The organism is Brevibacillus sp. HB1.3 (genome assembly GCF_013186635.1).
Lineage (GTDB): Bacteria > Bacillota > Bacilli > Brevibacillales > Brevibacillaceae > Brevibacillus > Brevibacillus brevis_D.
Map to the genome: position 1 here is coordinate 371,130 of NZ_JABMIT010000002.1, position 21,740 is coordinate 392,869.

Here is a 21,740-nt window from a genome sequence, read left to right on the forward strand (position 1 = left end):
TCACAATCATGAATCCAATCAGGGTATTTTTAGTAGAGGATGATCCCGTCTGGCGCAAAGGTCTCATTGACTTCCTGAACAAAGAGCCGGATCTTTCTGTAGTAGGGGAAGCCGGGTTCAAGGCAGAAGCAATCGAGCGCTTTTTGCCTGCCAAAGCGGATGTCGTCCTGATGGACATTAACTTGACCGAGAACAATCTGGACGGGATCGAGACGGCAATCGAATTCATGGCCCTCCAGGCTAACAGCAAAATCATCATGCTCACCTCTCTGACAGACGAGGCAGTGATCGTGGAATCATTCTCAGCAGGTGCCGTCAACTACATCAGCAAATCGAGCTTCAAGGAAATTCCCGACGCTATCCGTGCTGCTCACAACAGCCAATCTGCCATTCACCCTACGGCCGCTGCGGCACTGCGCAACGAATTTTTGCGTTTGAAAAACGATGAAAATCAAAAGCTCTTATCTCCCGCAGAACGGGACATCCTACAGCTAATCCACCAAGGTCATACGCAGACGCAGATTGAACAATCTCTCCACATCACGAAGCGTACGATCAAAAACCACATCAACCGAATCCTCAAAAAAATGGGCGTCAAAACAAGCAAGGAAGCGGCCGCAAAAGCCAGCCAAAAAAAGCTATTCTAGGTCTTATTACCAGGTACCAATGAATGTTGGTACTTTTTTTACATGCTCCACTCCTTACAATTAAAAGTGCGAGATCAAAAAGTCGACTTTTCAGCATCGAGAAAATGGCGAGAAGCTGAAGAAGGAGGAGCGGAATGTAGGGGACCTACATGAGCACCGGACTTCGAAGGTGAACGCCAGTTTCGATGCCGAATAAGCTTTCTAAACTACTTCATGATCAAAAGTCGGCTTTTTGATCAACCTCTAAAAGCTATAGAGCAACTCACTTATCCTTTGTAAAGGTGTGGTCCACATGGCCCTTATTTATTCTTTCTTAAAAACGATACTGATGCTGTGGTTTCGCCCTCGTATGCTTGGACTCTCCAAAATCGACTTGTCGAAGCCATCCCTTATCACTCCCAATCACGTTTCCTTGTTAGATGCGGTACTCCTATCCTTTTGCTTGCCAAAAGAAGCGACCTTTGTCGTCAACACGGAGATCGCCAAGCGGTTTGCGTTTTTCCTCCGCTTCCGCAAGCATATCGCGATCGATCCGCTCAACCCGTACTCCATCCGCCACATGCTCCGCGTTATTCGCAACGGACAGACGCTGGTGATTTTTCCAGAAGGCCGGATCACGACGACGGGCGGCATCATGAAAATCTACAGTGGTGTTGGATATCTCGCTCTGCGAACTGGTGTAACGGTTTACCCAATCATTATTAATGGCCTGGAACGTTCGATCTTCTCGTATTTGAAAGGAAAGCTGAAACTCTCCTTGTTCCCAGATGTGACCATGACAGTAGGCACTCCGTTCACGATCGAGCGCGATCCAAACCTGTCGATGCGCGAACAAAAAGCCACGGCCAATGATCGTATTCTGCGTACTCTTCAAGAAGGCTTGTTCGAGAGCCGAATGAAGCAAAACGTGAATCTGTTTGATGAAGTTCTCGAAGCAGCTCGCCTGAATGGTGCAAAAATGGAAATCGCCAAGGACCTGACGTCCGCGATCGACTACAAGACCTTGTTAATCGGCAGCTACTTACTCGGCAACAAATTGCAGCCGATGCTCTTGGGAAAACCGGTTGTCGGTGTATTCCTTCCCAATTCAGTGGGTCATCTCGTAACGTTGCTATCATTGTTCCGCATCGGAGCCACTCCAGCCATCCTAAACTTTTCGCTTGGTATTCGCTCCTTGCTGGATTGCTGTGAGACTGCCCATATCGATACGATCCTGACATCGCGTGTATTCATTGAAAAAGGAAAGCTGGAGCACATCATCACAGGTCTTTCACCGAGCGTGAAAATTATTTATCTCGAGGATTTGAAAGCATCCGCGACTGCTTTTGACAAAGTGTCCGCACTCTTCTCTTATTTGCGGAAGAAAAAAGCTTCAGCGACAAGTAACGAGCTGATCCTCTTCACTTCCGGCAGTGAGAGTAAGCCAAAGGGTGTCATCCTGACGCATACGAATTTGTACGCGAATATTCAACAAGTAACCAGTGTGATTGACATTACGAGTCGCGACAAGTTTTTCAATGCCCTGCCTATGTTCCACAGCTTTGGACTTACTGCGGGAACACTTTTACCAGTCGTGAAGGGTATCCCGGTTTATCTGTATCCAAGCCCGTTGCATTACAAGGCGATTTCGGAATTGGTCTACGATCAAAACGCCACGATCCTCTTCGGAACCTCGACCTTTATGGCTGGTTACGGACGTATGGCCCATCCTTACAACTTCTACACCTTACGCTACGTATTTGCAGGTGCAGAAAAGCTAAAGGACGATGTGCGCAAGCTGTGGATGGAAAAGTTCGGTGTGCGGATTTTTGAAGGCTATGGGGCAACAGAAACAGCTCCGATCCTGTCGCTCAACACCCCGCTGGCTAACAAACCAGGAACCGTCGGGCGTCTGATGCCAGGGATGTCCGCCAAGCTGGAACCAGTAGAAGGAATCGATGCTGGCGGAGAGCTTTTGGTGAAGGGTCCGAACGTCATGAAGGGTTATATGATTCACGGAAAGGGCTTTGTTCCCGCTGAGGAATGGTACCACACAGGTGATTTGGTTACCGCTGACAAGGACGGCTTTCTCAGCATTCAATCCCGCTTGAAGCGCTTCGCCAAGATCGGCGGCGAGATGGTTTCGCTCAATCTGGTTGAAGAACTGGCTATGCAATGCTTCGGACACTCCGGTTTTGCTGCAATCACAGTGAATGATTCACGAAAAGGTGAGCGTGTCCTGCTATTTACCACAGATGAATCGGTTCAGCTGAGCCAATTGCGCGCGTATTTGACGGAAAAACAATACTCGCCACTTCTCATCCCAGGTACGATGCAAGTCATCAAGGCTCTACCACTTCTCGGTAGCGGAAAAACGGATTACGTCAGTCTGAAACAGCTGGTCGAAACGGGAGGAAAATGATGTGAATATACGATTAAAACCACTACAAGCCCTGTACTTCACTCAATTTCTATCGGCCTTTGCCGACAACATGATTTTGTTTGTCATCGCAAATCTACTGCGGGAGAACGGTTTTTCTCCCGCGATGCTTGCACTCGTATCGATTTCATTCTTTCTCCCTTACATTTTTCTCGCTCCATTAGTTGGGCCTTTTGCCGACAAGCATGCCAAGTCTGTCGTGCTGGTGATTGGCAACCTGATTAAAGCGCTTGGTGTTGTCCTGCTGTTTTTCATTGACCAGTCGAGCATCATGATGCTGATGTTGTGTTACTTCACAGTCGGAGTCGGAGCGGTCGTGTATTCTCCGGCTAAGTACGGAATTTTGCCGGAACTGACTCGAAATGAAGAGGAACTGTTTCATGCGAATGCACGCATCGAAGCCTATACGATCTTTGCGATTTTGACAGGAATCGGTGGTGGTGGAGCCATCGCGAACATGACGGCACCGCTTATCTCGTCTGGAATTTGTCTGCTGATCTATTTGCTGTCGCTCGGTATGACTTTCTTCGTTCCACGCATGAGAGGGAATGCATCCATTCGCTATGGAGCAGAAGCACGACGCTTTTTTATCGACTTCCAGCACCTGATGAATCGTCCGGAAACGAGCTTTGCCCTGATTGGAACTGGAGCATTCTGGATGTCCTCAGCTGTCCTGCGCGTGGCCGTTCTGGCCTGGATTCCTCTCGCGCTAGGAATTAACCCGGAGAGCTTCTCCGTATCGCTGATTCTCGCAACGACATCCATTGGAATTATCGCGGGAGCTTTTCTCGCTCCGAAGCTCATTCCTTTGACTCATTTCACTCGATCACTGACATATGGATTCGGAATGTTTCTCATCATCGTGCTATTTCCTTGGACGAATATCACCTTTGTTGCCATCAGTTTATTGCTTCTCGTCGGGTTCATGGGCGGCGTGTTCATTATCCCGATGAATACAGTCTTGCAGGACGAAGGCAAACGGATGGTCGGTTCAGGAAAAACGATTGCGATTCAAAACTTCATTGAGAATCTGCTGATGGCAGTAGGCTCCGGCATTTACTACCTGATCACCTATATCGGCATTTCCATCTCCGGTGCGATTGTTGGTCAAGGGCTGCTGCTGCTCGGGTTCCTGTTGTACTTGGTGAAGTATCGCAGACGTATCGTGCGTTGACAGATTGGCGTGATAGAAAAAGAAAAAGCCGTGACCACTAGCGTCACGGCTTTCTGGCGTCTAACTATGTTATTTCTTTTGCTGGGTGTTAGTTGTCGGTGTACCTGATTTCTCCGCAGCCTTTCTCGCTTCGTTCAGCTGATGATAAAATTCACCTTTTGTTTTAAAGGTCGAAAACTTCGCTGCATTGATTTTTACTTTTGCAGACAGCTCGGTGATTTCTTCTTTGGTTACCGCGTCCTTGATGTTGATGGAAGCGATATTGGTGTATTTGCCATCTGCCGTTTTCGGAACGCTCAGAATACCTGCATTGATCAGCTCTACTATGTCCTTGCGTACAGGTGCTGTGGTGTCCACACCTGTAATCTTCCAATTGTTTTGTACTTTTGGCTCGTAAACGCCCTTTTTCACTTCTTTCAGGTACGCGATCGCACGGTTGCGGATCGTTCCACCTGTTTCACCAAACGCAGTATTGTCTTTGGAAGACCACAGCTGTTCGAACTTGCGTCCTTCCAACGCGCCACCTTTTGCCTGCAAAGCTTCCATTCGGTATGCGTTCATTCCGAGCTTCAAGGTATCTGTAGCCTTGATCGGTGTCTCATCGAGCTTGCGCAGGTTCGTGATGCGGCTGCCGTATGGCTTGGTCAGGTCGATTTCGTATTTCACGCCACCGAAGAAATCATTGGTGCTGTATTTGGAGGCGCGGCGTTTTGGATCAAAGCTTACGGTCACGTCACCAGGGCGCGTGGAATTGAAGTAGCCCACAGCCCATTCCATATAGTCCTTCAAGTCTTTTCCGGTTACTTTGTAAACGGTAATCTCGCCACCCGCGTATTGGTAGTTGTAGGCGATATCCTTTTTCTTGATCGGACCGACATCCAGCTTGGCTTTGTCGTTATCGATCTGGTGAGCAACCACGTCTGCTTTACTGTAGTAGAGCATCACTTCATGGAAAAAGTCAGACAGTGGCGTCTCCTGAATTTGGACCGTCGGGATACCCTCGATCTCGTTTTTCTCTACCAGGTTCATGCCTTTGAGCTCTGCTACGACGATGTTGGCATCTGCACGCGCGAACTCATGAAAAGGCTGGAGCTTGGTCTCGAGCGCTGCATCAGATACCGCTGGTGTGCCATCTGCGCCTTTTACAGGGACCGCAGTCGCTTCCTTGTTAGTCAGCACGAGCTTGCCGTCTTTCTTTTCGAAGGTCAAGTCAATGCGAGAGAGATGTGTACCGTATTTGTCCGGCTCTGTAATTAGAACGCCGTTGATCTCTTCTTTTTTCACGAGCTTGTGCATGTGACCTGCAAAAATCGCAGTCAGTTCTGGAACGGCGTTCGCAATATCTGCTACGCCCGTACCCGGAATACCGTTTTCATTCTCGATGCCCATGTGCATGAGGCCGATCATGACGTCTACTTTGCCTTCTAGCTCTTTTACGGCTTTCTTGGTTTCTTCTACCGGGTTTTTGATCACGAGGCCATCCAGATGGTCGGTTCCTTTTTCGAAATCAGTAATCATCGGTGTGTTCATCCCAATGACGCCAATTTTTATACCGCCACGCTCAATGATCGTGTACGCAGGCAAGAAACGCTCGCCATTTTCCTTGTAAATGTTCCCTGCCAAAACAGAGCCTTTGTATTGGCTACTAACCTTATCCAATACATCGAGTCCAAAATTAAATTCATGATTCCCAAAGGCCCACGCGTCATAGTTCATTTCGTTCATCGCGACCATGATAGGAGACTGCGGTTGGTCGTTGAAAAGCTCTGCCGAGTTGTCTTGGATCGAATCGCCTGCATCCAGCAACACGGTGTTCGGATTTTCTTTGCGAATCTCTTTAATCATCGTGAACAACTGCGTCATGCTGCCATTTGGATTCGGACCATCCAAAGCATAATCCCACGGCATGAAACGTCCGTGAATGTCAGATGTACCCAGCAGCGTAATTTTGGTAGGTGTTTCTGCGGCCTTTACTGGTGCGGCGATCCCCATCATCGCACTGCCTAGCACCATGGATGTAAGTGCTACACTTAATAAACCCTTCGCTAGTTTTTTCATGTTTTCCCCTCTGTCTCTCTTAATCTGTCAATGCCCCTCGATGGTGTTGCTCTAATTGTCCTCCTGTTCTATTTTGTATGAAAATTCTGGGTGCTATCTAACTATAGCAGGCATGTAAAAGGAAAAATAGCAAAAAAAGCCGTGACGTACATGTCACGACTTGATCGCTGCATAGTTCTGCAAACACTCCAGAAAGAGTTCTCCGTACTTCTCAAATTTCGCCTCGCCTACTCCTTTGATCTGGAGCATGGCCTGTTTGTCAGTCGGGCAAACACTGCTCATTTCCTTCAAGGTACTGTCTGGGAAAATCACATACGGCGGTACTTTTTGTCGCGTCGAGATTTCCTTGCGCAACGCACGCAGGTGCTCGAACAGCTCGTCATCCTCTGTCAGCTGCACAGGACGTATCGAGATTTTTTGCACAACGCGCTCTTCACCCCGCAGAACAGGCAATGCCCGCTCCCCTAGCTTTACGATTGGATATTGGCTCTCCGTCACTTGCAAATACCCTTCGGCAATAAGGAGCTGGATCAAGTCTGCGATCTCTTTTTCCTTGTATTCCTTCATCAAACCATACGTCGGCAACTGATCGAAGGAAAACTGGGTGACCTTCTTGTTTTTGGAGCCTTTCAGTACCTGCGCGACGAGTGCGGCACCAAAGCGCTCTCTCATACGTTTGACGCAGGAGAAAATCTTTTGCGCTTCGAGCGTAATATCGGACAGCTCGGTCTCATCGGTGCAGTTCGCGCAGCGTCCACACGCGACAGCATCTACTTCGCCAAAATATTGCACGATGTTTTGCTGCAAGCAACGGGGCGTCCGGCAATAGTCGATCATCGCATACAGCTTTTTGTACTCCAGCTCCTTGCGCTCGTCCAGCAGTTGATTTTGCTCGATGAAAAACGTTTGCGTCTGGATATCCTGGGGCTGAAACAGTAGAATACACTCACTTGGCTCCCCATCGCGTCCCGCACGGCCTGCTTCCTGGTAATACGCCTCCAGGTTTTTCGGCATGTTGTAATGAATGACGTAACGCACATTGGACTTGTCAATGCCCATGCCAAATGCGTTGGTCGCGATCATTGTCCGGACATCATCGTACAGGAATGCTTCCTGGTTGGCCGCACGCTCCTCTTCCGTCAGTCCTGCATGGTATTTGGTCACAGCAAAGCCACGCTTGTCCAAATCTGCATGCAAGGCGTCCACGTCTTTTCTCGTTGCCGCATAAATAATCCCCGCCTGCTGCTTATTCGCCCGCAAGTACGCCTGAATGAATTCCCGACGGTTCTCCCCCTTGCGTACAGACAAGATGAGATTGTCTCTGCCAAACCCTGTGATAAAAAGGCGTTCGTCCTGTAATTCTAGCTGTCGCTTGATGTCCTCGGTTACCTCCGGTGTCGCTGTGGCGGTCAAGGCTGCGACGAGCGGACGCTGTGGCAAGGATTGAAGAAAACGAGCAATTGCCAAATAGCTCGGACGGAAATCGTGCCCCCACTGCGAGACGCAATGCGCTTCGTCCACTGCCACAAACGAGATCGGAACATCTTGAATCAGGTTTTGGAACGCTTCGGATTCCAAACGCTCTGGAGCGATATACAGCAGCTTGTACTCTCCTCGGGCCGCCATACGGAGTCGATCGCGAACCTCGCTATAATCCAGTGAGCTGTTAATTTGGGTGGCGGGAATGCCCATGCTGACCAGTACGTCGACCTGATCCTTCATCAGCGAGATGAGTGGGGAGATCACGATGGTTACTCCTTCATGGAGCATCGCTGGGACTTGATAACAGATGGATTTCCCGCCGCCGGTTGGCATGATGCCTACTGTGTCATGTCCGGCTAACAGGCTCGTGATGATTTTCTTCTGGCCTTCTCGGAATGATTCGTAGCCAAAGTACTTTCGTAAAATCTCTTGCGCTTTATTTAACAAAGAGAATCACCTTCTCTTTCGACGGATTTTCAATGGGTTTCTTACTAGTGTAAACATAGGTATTGGGACAAAACAAGGGGTACTGCATTGTTAGAGTCAACATGGTGGAGGAGAAGAAAAAGCACAGTTCTCTTCGACTCTGACACACCCGCAAGGGTGATTCACTGGCCGTCTACATTTCAAAAAGGGGACCGTCGACCAAAGCCACCCTACGGGCGGACGTTTCTCAAGGGAGAAGTGTTCGACAAGCGTGGTCCCCTTTTTGAAGTTCCGACTGGGTAGGCGTTGTCAAGGTCTGCGAGCCCTGTGCTTTTTCTTCTCGCCAGCTTTTTTTGGCTCACCCACACCTTTTTTAATAATAAAGAAAAAGGCACCACAGGGGTGCCTAATAAGTAGCCTAGGAAGAGACAGACAAGATGAACCGTTTTTTCTGTAGAAGCCAAATGAACAAGTATACGATATACCCGATCATCCCTCCCACTGTATTCAGGAGTAAGTCATCGACATCGAATGTCCCGACGTTCATTACGAGTTGTGTCAGTTCAACACCGAGGCTTAGCATTAGGGATAGCAGGGTGACTCTGAACAGGGAACCGGCTTTTTTCGGGAACAAGAGTGGTAGCAGGAAGCCTAGCGGCATGAAGGCGATTACGTTGCCTACGAAGTTCACTGCACTGTGCCAGCTTTGGTAATTTCGTATCGATTTGATATAGTTCTCGATTTCATGAAAGGGCACCAAATTGCTCCGGTAGCGCAAGCGCTCTACAATCACAGACGGGTCGCTCCAAATGATTTTACATTGATCCAATAGCAAGCTGCTATCCAAACTGCCGAATTTAAGAAGCAGTACCTTCACGACGAGAAACAAGTAAAGGGCAAACACTGCATAACCTGCAATAACAAGCAGTTCAGTCGGTGTCTCCACTTTTTGCACGTTATCCATTGTCAAATCCCCCTCCATCAGTTTGTTGAGCCGCTTCTCGTAACCTTCATGTAGTGAGGATAGACTTTTCGATTAAAATTTACAGAAACGAAAGGTAAAGAAAAAGTAAAGCTTTCTCAAATGCTTGAGATTGTACGTGGTAACCAAACGGTAAAGGTCGTCCATTCGCTTGTGCTTTCGGCGGAAATGCTGCCTTGGTGCAGATCGATGATGCTTTTGGCGATAGCGAGACCAAGACCCGAGCCTCCTGTCTCTTTCGAACGTGAGCCCTCCACCCGAAAAAAGCGTTCAAACAAGCTCGGCACATATTCAGCCGGGATCGGCGCTCCGTTATTGGCAACAGAAATCGCGACACCTTCTTCTTGACAGAAGACACGTATGATAATTTCCGTACCATCGTGCCCGTATTTCACGGCGTTAGAAATGAGGTTTTCCAGAACGCGAACGAGCTTGTCAGTATCTCCTACCATTTCGATTTTTTGATCGGGCGTATCTACGATTAAACGCAGCCCCGCCTCATTCGCCACGAGTCGAAAGCCGACCGATACTTGCTCAACCAGCTCTACCAAGTCAAACTGCGTTCGCTTCAAATACGCCCCGCGATTGCGGACCTTCGTGTACTCAAATAGATCATTGACGAGCACGTTCATCTGTTTGGCCTTCTCATAGGCGATATGGGCGTAGTGCTTGAACTTCTCCTCGTCCTTGTGTTTGTTCTGCTCAATCAGCCCAAGGTAGCCAATGATGGAGGTCAACGGCGTTCGCAGATCGTGGGAAACGTTGGTGATCAGCTCGTCCTTCGATTGTTCCAGCCGCCGCTCCTCTTCCATCGCATCCAAGGCGCTTTTGACCAGAGCATGGATGCTATCGACCACTTGTCCCAAGCTGCCGTTCGGACGAATGGAAATCTGGTGATGATAGTTGCCTTTTGCAATGAAATGCAGCTCGTTTATGATTTGCTCCATCTGCTTCTGTTCCAGGTACTTGCGGATACGAACGACCGACCACGCCGCAAACATACCGGTTGCCAACAAAACAATTGGGATTTTAAAGGAGTTGATATCGAAATTGATCCGCAATTTCCAAATGAACTCTCTGATTTCCGGGATGGTGTACAAATAGTTGTTGGCAAAAAAATCAGCCATTTGAAAAACCGCGTAGATGATCATTAGGCCAAGCAGCAAATCAAAAAGGATGCGAATAAAATCCTTGGCTCTAAGCTTCAATTTTATAGCCGACCCCCCAGACCGTTTGTATCACCTTCTCGCCATTGGTCGCCTTCTCCAGCTTTTCTCTCAGATTGCTGATGTGAACCATCACCGTCTTGTAGGAAACGAAATTCTCCATTTTCCAGCAGCGGTCAAAAATTTCTTCCGAGCTGAACACCCGATTCGGATGGCTTGCCAGAAGATGCAGGACAGAAAATTCCAATGCCGTCAGCTTGATCGGGGTGCCTTCTTTGGTCTGAACGAAGTGGCTTTGCTTGTCGATAATCAGTGGCCCCGCCTCAATCACATGATCCTGTTTGCTCGCCTGTGTGTAGTTCGACCGTCGCAGGAGAGACTTGACCCGCGCAATCACTTCCAGCGGATTAAAAGGCTTCGCCACATAATCGTCTGCACCCGTCATCAAGCCCAGGATTTTGTCCATATCATTCGTTTTGGCACTCGCCATCAGGATGGGGATAGTCGAGTTTTTTCGTATGCGCTTGGTAACTTCCAGCCCATCCAGATTGGGCATCATGACATCCAGAATGACGAGATCGATGGGCTTCTGCTCCAGCTTCTCCATCGCTTCCAAACCGTCAAAAGCCTTTTCAATCTCATACCCTTCGTTGCTCAAATATATCGCCATCAGCTCTACAATCTCTTTGTCGTCATCTACAATCAAAATCCTCACAGACAAACACCTCCGAACGCGTTCGTAGTAGATATAGATAGCATTACTATAACAAGAATTGTTAAAGAAAAGGTAAAGCAAGTAAGACCAACCGCGCGAATGAGAGAGCAATATTTCAAACATCCCCTTGTGTTATAACTAACTTGAATTTCAATCAAGGGAGATGAAACCATGAGTAATTTGAAGGAGAAAATTGCAGTGGTAACCGGAGCGAGCCGCGGGATTGGTCGTGGCATCGCATTACGTCTGGCGCGGGATGGTGCATTGGTCGTCGTACACTATGGAAGAAGACGGGAAGAAGCAGAAGCAGTCGTACGTGAGATTGAACGGGCTGGAGGTCAAGCATTCGCGATCGGTACAGACTTGCGTACACTTGACGGCATCCGTGATTTCTATGCGGCATTGGACGAAGCATTGCAGAAACGCACAGAAGATCATCGTTTTGACATTCTCGTCAATAATGCTGGGATCGGACAAATCTTAACGTTGGAAGAGGCTACCGAAGAATCGTTTGACGAGGTCATGAACATCAATGTCAAAGCACCGTTTTTTATGATCCAACAAGCGTTGCCCCGCTTAAGGGAAGAAGGCCGTATCATCAATCTCTCATCCTTTGTGACTCGTGCAGCTTCCCCAAGCGTGTTCACTTACAGTATATCGAAGGGGGCTGTTAACACACTGACGCTAGCGCTGGCAAAACAACTGGGGAGCCGTCATATTACGGTAAACGCGATCCTGCCGGGCATTATTAACACCGAGATGAATGCTGGCACGTTGCAAAATAACCCGGATGGGCAGAAATACGCCGCTGGACTTTCCACCTTCAACAGATGGGGAGAGCCTGATGATGTAGCGGATATTGCCTCCTTTCTCGCTTCCTCTGACAGCCGTTGGGTAACAGGACAGCTGATTGATGCCAGTGGCGGATCGCATCTGTAATGGTTCTCAAAATAATAACCGATGGCCACAAGCACGGGACCATCGGTTTTGTTTATGAAGATCCTATTCTTTTGGATGAATCATTTGTTCAGGGCGCACGACTTGATCGAATTGCTCTTCGGTCAGCAAATTGCTCTTGATCGCCGCTTCCTTGAGTGTGATGCCTTCTTTGTGAGCCAGCTTTGCAACTGCTGCCGCATTTTCATAGCCGATATGCGGGTTCAGCGCCGTCACCAGCATCAGCGAATTGTTCAGGTTTTCTTTGATCACTGTCAGATCAGGCTCGATGCCTACTGCGCAATTGTCGTTGAAGGACTTCATCACGTCTGCCAATAGTCTTGCGGATTGCAGGAAATTGTAGATGATCACTGGCTTAAACACGTTTAGCTCGAAGTTCCCCTGGCTTGCAGCAAAGCCAATCGCAGCATCGTTGCCCATCACTTGGCATACGACCATCGTCATCGCTTCGCTTTGGGTCGGATTCACCTTGCCTGGCATGATGGAGCTGCCTGGCTCGTTCGCCGGAATGATGAGTTCGCCGATTCCGCAACGTGGGCCGCTTGCCAGCCATCTCACGTCATTGGCGATTTTCATCAGATCCGCAGCCAGTGCTTTGAGGGCACCATGTACATGAACGAGCTCGTCGTGGCTGGTCAGCGCGTGGAACTTGTTTTCAGCAGTTACGAATTGATGCTTGGTTTCCGTGCTGATTTCTGCCGCGACCATTTCACCGAAACGCGGATGCGCATTGATTCCTGTTCCTACTGCCGTGCCGCCAATCGCTAGCTCACGGAGGTACTCATTGCTCTCCTTAATCATCTTTTCGGATTTTTCCAGCATGCGTACCCAACCACTGAATTCTTGGCCCAGCGTCAGCGGAGTCGCGTCCTGCAAATGCGTACGACCGATTTTGATGATATCCATATAGGCTTCGCTTTTTGCTTTCAACGTTGCCTTTAACAGTTGGAGTGCAGGCAGTACTTGCTCCTCAATAGCGACCAGTCCAGCCATGTGCATCGCTGTCGGGAATGTGTCATTGGAGCTCTGCGATTTATTCACATCATCGTTGGCGTGGATGCGAGCCGAACTGCCTTTCGCTTCGAGCAATTGGTTCGCGCGATGAGCAATGACTTCGTTGACGTTCATGTTGGATTGCGTGCCGCTGCCCGTTTGCCAGACAACCAGTGGGAAATGCTCATTCCATTTTCCTTGGATCACTTCATCTGCTGCCGCCACAATCGCTTCGGCCTTTTCATTATCGAGTTTGCCCAGCTTTTGATTGGCCAGAGCAGCGCTTTTTTTCAGGATGGCAAACATGCGAATCAGTGGAAGTGGCATTTTTTCTTCGCCGATTTCAAAGTTTTGGAAGCTGCGTTGTGTTTGAGCGCCCCACAGCTTATCCGCCGGGACCTTGATTTCTCCAATCGTGTCCTTTTCAATTCTGAATTCCATCTCGCATCCTCCTTGGTTTCAAGCGTTTTCTTATGTAAAAAAAGGATAAAGCAGTTCTTCTTCACTAAAATGATAATGATTTTCATTCTTGTTATCAAGCAATGAAGTGTTTTTTCGAAAAAAGTGAAAAAGAATGCTGTCTTCAAACGGTTGGGGTCGGGGGAAGCCCTGCCACATGTCTTCCAGTCGCCTGTATCCTCTCTTCGTTCGGGCGGTCTCCTTCCAGACATGTGACAGTGCTTTCGTACAGCTTATGTGTAATAGGAGCTTTTACAACGTTTTGTAAGTGATTCAAGAAGACTTCATGGGCTCCCTTTCAAGAAGTTAACAAAAGCTACGTAGAAGAAGCGCATTTCCAGTCCAAGCGCCTCTGGAGCCCGACCCAGCGTAGGAAAAAATGGCGGGGAATTTCAGCTTCACTTATGGAATCCTTCTTCAAAATATCTACGTTTGAAGCGCTCCCGCCATTTTTTCCGAAGCGGACAGTCTTCACCCCTTGCGGGGCGGAGGCCGAAGCGTAGACTGGAAATGCGCTTCTTCCTTCACGACAGCCACTTGTAAACTCACAGCAAACGAAAAAGACGAAAGCCAAATCTTGATGGCCTCCGTCTTCTAGTATTCCATATTATCTGCTTTCTACTTCTACCGAAATGACATGGTCGACAGCCTTCAATAGGCTGTAAATATCCGTTGTATACGTATTTTCTGACGCTGTAATCATCATTTCCAGCTTTTGTAGATTATTGTCCAAGTCTTTGACCTTCACCCGCTTCACTTGCAGTTCAAGGTGCTTAATCTGCTTGAACACCAAATCCAAATTGCCCCCGCCTTCGACCACAATCTTGATTGACAAGTCTCTTTGTCTGAGTGATTCTGGACCAACCAAACGAAGGATGACCGGGAACAAATTAATCGCCAAAATAATGAGGATCGTCGCGGTTACTGCCTCAAAATAAAATCCTGCACCTACTGCAATCCCAAGTCCAGAAGCCGCCCAGACCATCGATGCTGTGGTCAAACCTGAAATGACATCATTACTCCGGCGTAGAATAACACCAGCCCCAAGGAAACCTACACCGCTCACAATTTGAGCAGCCAAGCGCAGCGGGTCCATATTCGTGTGTCCGGGCAAGGAGAACCGATGAACGGATTCAATCGAGACAATCGTAATGAGACAGCTCGCAACCGAAATAACCATGCTGGTTTTTACACCTAGCGGCTTGTGCTTGAGCTGCCGATCCATACCAATCATCAAGCCTAGAAATAATGCAACTCCTAGTTTTAGCAAAAAATCATACGTCGTGAATACCGAGAGTGACATGAGTCTCTCCCCCCATCTGCATTGATGTCAGGTTATCTTCCATCGCCTATGATAAGAAGTATATCTGGTCTTTTACTTAGTGTAAACGGGGCTTTTATTCTTCATGCAAAAAGCGGAAAACCCCCACTCCAGGGATTTTCCGCTTATCTGTTTCCTTATGAATGACTGCGAATCATGCGTTTCTGTAACGAAAGCAGACGTCCAAAAAGGAAGATGGCACCGGCAGCCAATCCCGTAATCAGACCAATCCAGTATCCGAATGCGGCAAGCGAAGTGAATTTCGCCAGAATGTATCCCAAAGGCAAGCCAATCACCCAATAAGATATCAGCGCAACGATAAAGGTAATAGTCACATCCTTGTACCCGCGCAGTACCCCTTGAATAGGGGCCGCGATGGCATCAGAGATTAGGAAGAGGATCGAATACATCAAGAAATGCTGGGCAAGCTCCAACACCTCGATGTCGGTCGTGTAAAAACCAGCCACCTGCTCGCTAAACATCAGCAAGCTGATTCCGAACAAAAGGGCGATAACAACAGCGATGCCTATACCCAAATAACTGTACTGCTTCGCGTCCCGGAACCTCTTGGCTCCTACCTCAAAGCCGACGACAATCGTCAGCGCCATGGATATGCTCAATGGCACCATGTACAGGAAGGATGCGAAGTTCATCGCTGCCTGATGCGCAGCAATCGTGATCGTGCTGTATTCACTCATGAACAAAGTGACGGCCGCAAAAATGCTAACTTCGCAGAAGATCGAAAATCCGATAGGAAGCCCTAGCTTCAGCAGCTCTTTCCATGCTTTCATCGAGATCTGATGAAATTTGGAGAACAAACCGAACTCAACGAATGGGTGCACGCGATTCACGACAAATAGAGTAATCAGCAAAATACACCAGTATGTGATGCCAGATGCAAGTCCAGCACCGATTCCACCCAGTCGAGGCAAGCCAAAGTTACCAAAGATTAGAGCGTAGTTCAGCAAAACATTAATCGGCAACGAAAGCAGGGTTATGAACATCGTTACCCGTGTCTGTCCTAATGCGTCGATAAAGCAACGGAGCACCGTATAAAGAAACATCGGAATAATTCCAAGAGCGATGGAATGCAGGAAGCCGCGAGCAATCGTACGCACCTGTGACTCCAATTGCATCCAGTTCAGGATCGGATCAAGCACCAAACCACCGACGATGATGACACCGACCGCAATCCCCACACTCAAATACAAGGCTTGCATAACCGTGTAAGACACCTGATCTTGCTTCCTTGCACCAACCATCTGTGCAACCATCGGCATAACAGCCATCAGAATCCCCGTCAAGCCTGCTTGGACAGGTGTCCATAGACTAGCCCCAATCGCTACCCCAGCCAAATCTGTCGGACTGGCGTGTCCAGACATGATGGTATCGGCAAACGTCATCGAAAACAGCGCAAGTTGTGAGATCAAGATCGGAAGCAAAACAGCCAAAAACTGTCGCCATTTTTCTTTTAGCGAATAGGTTTCATTCATTTTTCATTTCCTTCTAACCTTATAAGATGGGTTATCGTTCAAATGATAAGTATAACAAAACAAGTAAGAATGGGCAAAATAGTGACTGCACTTAGACAAACAAAAGCCCAGGCAGATCACCCGGGCTTTGCTACATTATTCAGCCAGCTTCCATACATCGGCTTTCCCTGGCTCTTCGCCCTTGGTCCACCACTTTGCCTTATAAATCTTGTCTTCGTAGTTCACTTGCGCTCCACCATCATACGCTTTGCTGGAATCCCACGACAGTACGACATCGCTTACCAGCTTCCACGCATCGGAACGGTCTGGCTTTTCACCAGTTACCCACCATTTTGCTACGTATTCCAGTCCATCATACAAGACGCGGTTGCCCTGTACATACACAGCAGAGGAATCCCACTCAGTGATTTCACCTGGTACTTCAGGCTTTTTCTCCTTTGTGCTTGCAGCAAAAGGTGCGCTCTCTTCGGAAATATTTCCTGCTGCATCAACTGCCTTGATCGTATACGTATAAGACGTTCCTGCCGTTAATCCTTTATCAACAAAGGAAGGCTTCTCAGCTGTTCCTACGTGGGCTCCATCACGGTAAATCTCGTATTTCACCACACCCACATTGTCACGGGAAGGACTCCACATGAGGTCGATTTCTGTCTCTGTTGGATGGTGAGTCATGATTCCTACTGGTGCCGTCGGTGCTTCTGTATCCACGATATCTTCTGCTTTTGTGCGAACGGTAAGTGCTTTGCTCGCGTTAGACTCTTTCCCTTTGCTATCGACTGCCACAATGGTATAGCTGTAAGCCGTAGCAGGCGTCAAATCTTTGTCCGTGTAAGCTGTTTCTTTCGTTGATGCGATGAATTTGCCATCGCGATACACATCGTATTGTTTAATTCCCTCTGATGCTACTGATTTTGTCCAGCTAAGGTCAATACTTGTAGCTGTTTGCGATACAGATGTCACGTTTTCTGGAACGGTAGGCTTTTCTACGATACCTGTTCCAGGATTAATCAGATTCACATCGATGGCCTGGTAAAAAGCCATGCCTGTATCAGCAATTTCCCAAACCGCCAAAATAATGTGGTAACCGCTACGATCTGTCGGTACATTGCACGTTTGCGTTAACGTGAATGGCGGTCTTTTCCCTCCGTCCTGGAACGAGCAGAACAGTTCCAAATCCGCTCGGGCAAGCGGCTTGTTAGGATTCCAGCCTTTTTTCGTGATGTAATATTTCCACTCCGCTGTACTATGCGGGGCTGTCAGATTCCAAGTAAACGCATTTTGTCCACCCTGCAAGGTAACCTTGGTCCAGCGATCTGCTGTTTGTGCGTAAAGCTCAGGATAGCGGCCTCCACCGGTAAATTCACCATCGGCAGGACCAGATTGCGGGAACCCGCCAATGCCCTCCACGCTTTGCGGTTCCCACTGGATTTGACCGCAGCCTTTGTTTTGCCCCGTCTTACACAAGTAAGAGCGACTTGCTGGCGATTCGATGTACCCGTGAGCCGAGGCTTTCTCAGCGAACACGAGAGTAGCTGCGCCTGCCACCAGCATCATTGCCAGCATGAACAAAAGCGACAGCCCTTTACTGAACAGATTGTTTCTCAACCCTACGTTATCCATTTATTTATCTCCTCTTTTCTGGAATAGGATCGAATACCATGTTACAGAAAAATTTTCCATGATTACAGATTCTGAATACCTAAACCAAAACCTTCCAAATACCCTAATTCCAGTAAGGAAATAGGAGATTATTCAGGAGTGTATACCTATGCATGAAAATTTATATGCTTCTTTCGGGACTTTTTGATCAAAAAAAATTGCCTGCCGAAAATAATTTTCAGCAAGCAACTTTTCTTACATCAGGAGCAACGGAACTATTTTCCCGTCATTTACATCAATCAACCCCAGATCCGTCAGCTTCAAGGCTGGACTGACCGGTAAGGAATGCGTGCTGATCGACATGATCGGGTTGTAATGATTGTAACCGAGCGACTCCATGGCACGGCGAAGTTGCTCGACTTCCTTTGCGGTCTTTTCCAATGGTTCCTCTGTCAAAATGCCTCCGACTGGCAAATGAAGGCTCGCGATCACCTTGCCATCCTCTACCACGTAAAAGCCGCCCTGGTTGCGGATGACTTCATTGGCTGCGACCATCATATCGTGCGGATTGTGTCCGACAACCAAGAGATTGTGGTTGTCATGCGAGTAGCTGGTGGCTACCGCACCTCGCTTAATCGTATCGCCGCTGATCAAGCCGTAGCCTCGATTGCCGTTTATGCCATAGCGTTCAAAGACGGCAATCAAGCCGTACGGGCTCTCCTCCCACAAGAGTTGTCCTTCCCGTACCTCAGCGATTCCACGGTGATCCTCAGTAAATGTAGAACCGTTTTGAACGAGCATGACCCGACATGGATAGCGATTGTCCGGCACATCTACTGTGACACGGAAGTCTTGCTCTGTAAGTGGCGATAGCTTGATGCTCTCATAAAAATGCGCAGGAAACTGCTTATCTTTGACTGCTTGTCGGTACTCTTCCTTGGCGTCGTAAGCTTTCTTCCCCTTTTTGTAGACGCGTTCGATCTTGAGTTCATGCAGGTCGGACAGCAGCAGGAAGTCCGCTATTTTGCCAGGAGCAATCGCCCCTCGATCCGTCATGTTCATACGTCTGGCTGGAGTAAATGTACTTGCGTAGATTGCGCGTTCTGGCTGCATGCCCATTTGAATGGCTTTTTTCACGATATGGTTCAAATGTCCGCGATTGACCAGAGAATCTGTCATCACATCATCCGTCACAAAGCAGAAATGCTCAGAAACATCTTCCTTGATCAAATAATCCATGACTTCATCCGTCATCGATTTTTCCTGAATTTCCAGGAACATGCCCGCTGCAATTCTCGCTTCCATGCCCTCACGTGTCTGATGCGTATGATCAGAGTCCACTCCCGCATAAATAACACGATGCAGGTCCAAATCAAGCAATTTAGGGACATGCCCCTCGATGACGAGCTTTGGATACGTCTTGCGGATATGCTCCAGGGTGCGATTCGTCTTGCAGTCAGGATCCTTGATGATATCTACGTAATTCATGATTTCGCCGAGGCAAATGATCTCTTCGGAACGCAAGAGCTCGTCCATGTCTGCAATCTCGACAGACCCACCTGTCGTTTCCATCGAGGTAGCTGGTACAGAGCTCGGGATCGCGTACAGCATATCAACGACACAATCACGGCTCGCACGAATCATTTCTTTGATCCCTTCGATTCCGAACACATTGGCCATCTCATGCGGCTCTGGTACGATCGTCGTCACTCCGTTTTGAATCAAACCAAAGGAAAACGTCTCCGGCGTCACCATCGTGCTCTCAATATGCAAGTGAATATCGACCAGACCAGGAATCATGTAGCGGCCTTGTCCGTCCACGATCTCGGCAGCTTCAAATGTTTCTGTACTGCGCTCACCAATATAGAAGAATCGTTCATCCAAAACAGCGACGTTTCCTTTGATGAACTTTTTAAAATAGCTGTTAAACACTTGGACGTCTTGAATCAACAAATCGACCTTCACGAAAATAACCTCCTGTCTTTAGTCCACGAGTACCACTTTGTCTTTTGGAAACAGCAGATTGACGTTTAGGCCAGTCTTGTACGGCGTCTCCATCTCTTGATTGACCGTGAAGTCGCCCAGCTCTGTTTCCACGACATATTGATAGCTGCGTCCCAAAAACGTGCTCACCTTTACCGTCCCACGCAAACGGTTCATTCCCGGCTCGGTGCTCTCTTCTGTCGTCACGAAAAGGTCATCTGGTCGCATTGCGCATTTTTTGCCGGACGGATTTGCCGTACCCGGATTTTTCGACGCGGTAAAATGATGGTCACCGACACGCAAGCCAATTTCTCCGTCCTGCTCGGTACGCTCTGCGAAGTCAATGAAGTTGGTAAAACCAATAAAGCGAGCGATAAACTCGGTCTTCGGATATTTAAAAATCGTGGCTGGATCGTCGAGCTGCTCGATCACACCCTTGTTCATGATCGCCACCTGATCAGAAATGGAGAAGCACTCCTCCTGGTCATGCGATACATACACAGTCGTAATTCCCAGCTCCTGCTGAATGCGACGGATTTCTACGCGCATGTTGATCCGCAGGTTGGCATCGAGGTTACTGAGCGGCTCATCGAACAGCAACAGGTCAGGCTGAATCACCAATGCACGCGCAATTGCCACGCGCTGTCTTTGACCGCCGGACAGCTCTTTCGGGAAACGCTTTTCGTAGCCGCCGAGGCTCACGACTTCGAGAATTTGCTGTACCCGGGTCTTTACCTCTGTTTCATTGACCTTGCGCAGGCGCAGACCGAACGCCACGTTATCGAAAACAGAAAGGTGCGGAAACAGTGCATAGCTCTGAAACACAAACCCGAAGTTGCGCTTGTTGACCGGAACGCGCGTATAATCTTTTCCTTCAAACATGAATCGTCCATCTTTTGCTTCCAGAAAACCCGCAATCAAACGCAGCGTCGTCGTCTTTCCGCAACCGCTTGGACCGAGCAAAGAGATAAGCTGTCCTTTTTCGATATTGAGATTGAAGTTTTGCAAAATATATTGATTGTCATAGGCAACCGATACGTTTTCCAGCGTGAGCAATGCCATGAGTTGATGCCTCCGTTATCGTTTTGTAAAGTAGGAAAGCCCCATCAGACGTTCAATGATGAACATGAGAATAGCCGTAAAAATCATGAGCAGCACAGAAATCGCGGCGATCGTCGGATCGAAGTTGTTTTCTACGTACGTCAGCATCTGGATCGGCAGCGTGCTTACCCCTGGTCCCGTCATGAAAACAGAGATATCTACGTTGTTGAACGACTCCAGAAAAGCGATCAGAATTGCAGCTATAATCCCGGAGCGAATATTCGGCAAGACGACTTTGAAAAAGGTTTCGAGGCGACCTGCCCCAAGGCTTAACGCCGCTTCTTCAATGGCGAAGTCAAAGTTGGACAAGGAAGAAGCAATGACGCGAATGATAAACGGAAGCATCAGCACCGTATGACCGACGAGAAGTCCCGCATAAATCGGCAAATTATATACGACAATGACGTATTTCAGCATGGCAAAGCCCATCACGATACCCGGAATCAGGACAGGTGAGATGAAAACGCCATTCAAGATGCCTTTGCCGCGAAAATCAAAGCGACTGAGCGCATAGGCTGCCGGAATCCCCAACAAGAGCGCCAAGAGGTTGCCCAGCAGGGAAACGAACATCGACGTCTTGAACGTCGTCATGAACATTTCTACATGGAAAATGTTTTCGTACCACCGCCAGGAAAAACCCTCCGGCGGAAACTTCAAGACGCTCCCCGGCTCAAACGACGTAAAAGAAATGATAATGAGCGGCCCTAGCAAAAACAGAAAGACGAGAGAGGTAAACAGGGCCAACCCGCGATTTTTCTCCTGCAT

The 21,740-nt window shown here is 48.4% G+C and carries 16 protein-coding genes; 4 read left to right on the forward strand and 12 right to left on the reverse strand.

Annotation, left to right across the window (positions count from 1 at the left end):
- Positions 1-8: 8 nt before the first annotated feature.
- The 3 genes from HPY31_RS06380 (at position 9) to lplT (ending at position 4,240) form a co-directional block, all read left to right on the forward strand.
- Positions 9-647 (forward strand): response regulator, encoded by a 639-nt coding sequence (locus tag HPY31_RS06380; protein WP_172139434.1) that lies wholly within the window; start codon positions 9-11, stop codon positions 645-647.
- A gap of 292 nt (positions 648-939) precedes the next feature.
- The gene (locus tag HPY31_RS06385; protein WP_172139436.1) at positions 940-3,048 is read left to right on the forward strand and encodes an AMP-binding protein; all 2,109 of its coding nucleotides are present in this window, start codon (positions 940-942) and stop codon (positions 3,046-3,048) included.
- 1 nt (position 3,049) lies between these two features.
- Positions 3,050-4,240, forward strand: coding sequence for a lysophospholipid transporter LplT (lplT, locus tag HPY31_RS06390; RefSeq protein ID WP_172139438.1), 1,191 nt, complete (start codon positions 3,050-3,052; stop codon positions 4,238-4,240).
- 69 nt (positions 4,241-4,309) lie between these two features.
- Here lplT and HPY31_RS06395 read toward each other — a convergent pair whose 3' ends face one another.
- The 5 genes from HPY31_RS06395 to HPY31_RS06415 all read right to left on the reverse strand — a co-directional run bounded on the left by HPY31_RS06395 (position 4,310) and on the right by HPY31_RS06415 (position 11,075).
- Positions 4,310-6,253, reverse strand: coding sequence for a bifunctional metallophosphatase/5'-nucleotidase (locus HPY31_RS06395; RefSeq protein WP_371811694.1), 1,944 nt, complete (start codon positions 6,251-6,253; stop codon positions 4,310-4,312).
- Between the two features lie 198 nt (positions 6,254-6,451).
- Positions 6,452-8,227 (reverse strand): DNA helicase RecQ, encoded by a 1,776-nt coding sequence (gene recQ / locus HPY31_RS06400; protein ID WP_172139442.1) that lies wholly within the window; start codon positions 8,225-8,227, stop codon positions 6,452-6,454.
- A 397-nt stretch (positions 8,228-8,624) separates the two neighbouring features.
- Positions 8,625-9,170, reverse strand: coding sequence for a VanZ family protein (locus HPY31_RS06405; protein WP_172139444.1), 546 nt, complete (start codon positions 9,168-9,170; stop codon positions 8,625-8,627).
- A 116-nt stretch (positions 9,171-9,286) separates the two neighbouring features.
- Positions 9,287-10,396, reverse strand: coding sequence for a sensor histidine kinase (locus tag HPY31_RS06410; RefSeq protein WP_172139446.1), 1,110 nt, complete (start codon positions 10,394-10,396; stop codon positions 9,287-9,289).
- Complete coding sequence (locus tag HPY31_RS06415; protein WP_016739586.1) at positions 10,386-11,075, reverse strand: response regulator transcription factor; 690 nt, start codon at positions 11,073-11,075, stop codon at positions 10,386-10,388. The genes HPY31_RS06410 and HPY31_RS06415 overlap by 11 nt, the downstream gene beginning before the upstream one ends.
- A 165-nt stretch (positions 11,076-11,240) precedes the next feature.
- Between HPY31_RS06415 and HPY31_RS06420 the strand changes: the two genes are divergently transcribed.
- On the forward strand, positions 11,241-12,008 hold the full coding sequence (locus HPY31_RS06420; RefSeq protein WP_172139448.1) for an SDR family oxidoreductase: 768 nt from the start codon (positions 11,241-11,243) through the stop codon (positions 12,006-12,008).
- 63 nt (positions 12,009-12,071) lie between these two features.
- Here HPY31_RS06420 and fumC read toward each other — a convergent pair whose 3' ends face one another.
- The 7 genes from fumC to HPY31_RS06455 all read right to left on the reverse strand — a co-directional run bounded on the left by fumC (position 12,072) and on the right by HPY31_RS06455 (position 21,740).
- Entirely contained in the window at positions 12,072-13,460 is a 1,389-nt protein-coding gene (gene fumC, locus HPY31_RS06425) for a class II fumarate hydratase (protein WP_064200118.1), read from the reverse strand.
- A gap of 625 nt (positions 13,461-14,085) precedes the next feature.
- Complete coding sequence (locus HPY31_RS06430) at positions 14,086-14,781, reverse strand: MgtC/SapB family protein (protein WP_172139450.1); 696 nt, start codon at positions 14,779-14,781, stop codon at positions 14,086-14,088.
- A gap of 155 nt (positions 14,782-14,936) precedes the next feature.
- Positions 14,937-16,292 (reverse strand): MATE family efflux transporter, encoded by a 1,356-nt coding sequence (locus HPY31_RS06435; RefSeq protein ID WP_172139452.1) that lies wholly within the window; start codon positions 16,290-16,292, stop codon positions 14,937-14,939.
- Positions 16,293-16,427: 135 nt separating this feature from the next.
- Complete coding sequence (locus HPY31_RS06440) at positions 16,428-17,912, reverse strand: lytic polysaccharide monooxygenase (RefSeq protein ID WP_172139454.1); 1,485 nt, start codon at positions 17,910-17,912, stop codon at positions 16,428-16,430.
- A 234-nt stretch (positions 17,913-18,146) separates the two neighbouring features.
- Positions 18,147-19,856 (reverse strand): adenine deaminase, encoded by a 1,710-nt coding sequence (locus HPY31_RS06445; protein ID WP_172139457.1) that lies wholly within the window; start codon positions 19,854-19,856, stop codon positions 18,147-18,149.
- Between the two features lie 18 nt (positions 19,857-19,874).
- Positions 19,875-20,936, reverse strand: coding sequence for an ABC transporter ATP-binding protein (locus tag HPY31_RS06450; RefSeq protein WP_172139459.1), 1,062 nt, complete (start codon positions 20,934-20,936; stop codon positions 19,875-19,877).
- A gap of 15 nt (positions 20,937-20,951) precedes the next feature.
- Positions 20,952-21,740: an ABC transporter permease gene (locus HPY31_RS06455; protein WP_172139461.1), complete on the reverse strand. Its 789-nt coding sequence runs from the start codon at positions 21,738-21,740 to the stop codon at positions 20,952-20,954.

Bases quoted from the DNA above. Each gene is read 5' to 3' on its own strand.
- HPY31_RS06440 (WP_172139454.1), bottom strand. From the start codon at position 17,912: ATGGATAACGTAGGGTTGAGAAACAATCTGTTCAGTAAAGGGCTGTCG.
- HPY31_RS06395 (WP_371811694.1), bottom strand. From the start codon at position 6,253: ATGGTGCTAGGCAGTGCGATGATGGGGATCGCCGCACCAGTAAAGGCC.
- HPY31_RS06380 (WP_172139434.1), top strand. From the start codon at position 9: ATGAATCCAATCAGGGTATTTTTAGTAGAGGATGATCCCGTCTGGCGC.
- HPY31_RS06405 (WP_172139444.1), bottom strand. From the start codon at position 9,170: ATGGATAACGTGCAAAAAGTGGAGACACCGACTGAACTGCTTGTTATT.
- HPY31_RS06450 (WP_172139459.1), bottom strand. From the start codon at position 20,936: ATGGCATTGCTCACGCTGGAAAACGTATCGGTTGCCTATGACAATCAA.
- HPY31_RS06435 (WP_172139452.1), bottom strand. From the start codon at position 16,292: ATGAATGAAACCTATTCGCTAAAAGAAAAATGGCGACAGTTTTTGGCT.
- HPY31_RS06420 (WP_172139448.1), top strand. From the start codon at position 11,241: ATGAGTAATTTGAAGGAGAAAATTGCAGTGGTAACCGGAGCGAGCCGC.
- fumC (WP_064200118.1), bottom strand. From the start codon at position 13,460: ATGGAATTCAGAATTGAAAAGGACACGATTGGAGAAATCAAGGTCCCG.
- HPY31_RS06455 (WP_172139461.1), bottom strand. From the start codon at position 21,740: ATGCAGGAGAAAAATCGCGGGTTGGCCCTGTTTACCTCTCTCGTCTTT.
- HPY31_RS06385 (WP_172139436.1), top strand. From the start codon at position 940: ATGGCCCTTATTTATTCTTTCTTAAAAACGATACTGATGCTGTGGTTT.
- HPY31_RS06430 (WP_172139450.1), bottom strand. From the start codon at position 14,781: ATGTCACTCTCGGTATTCACGACGTATGATTTTTTGCTAAAACTAGGA.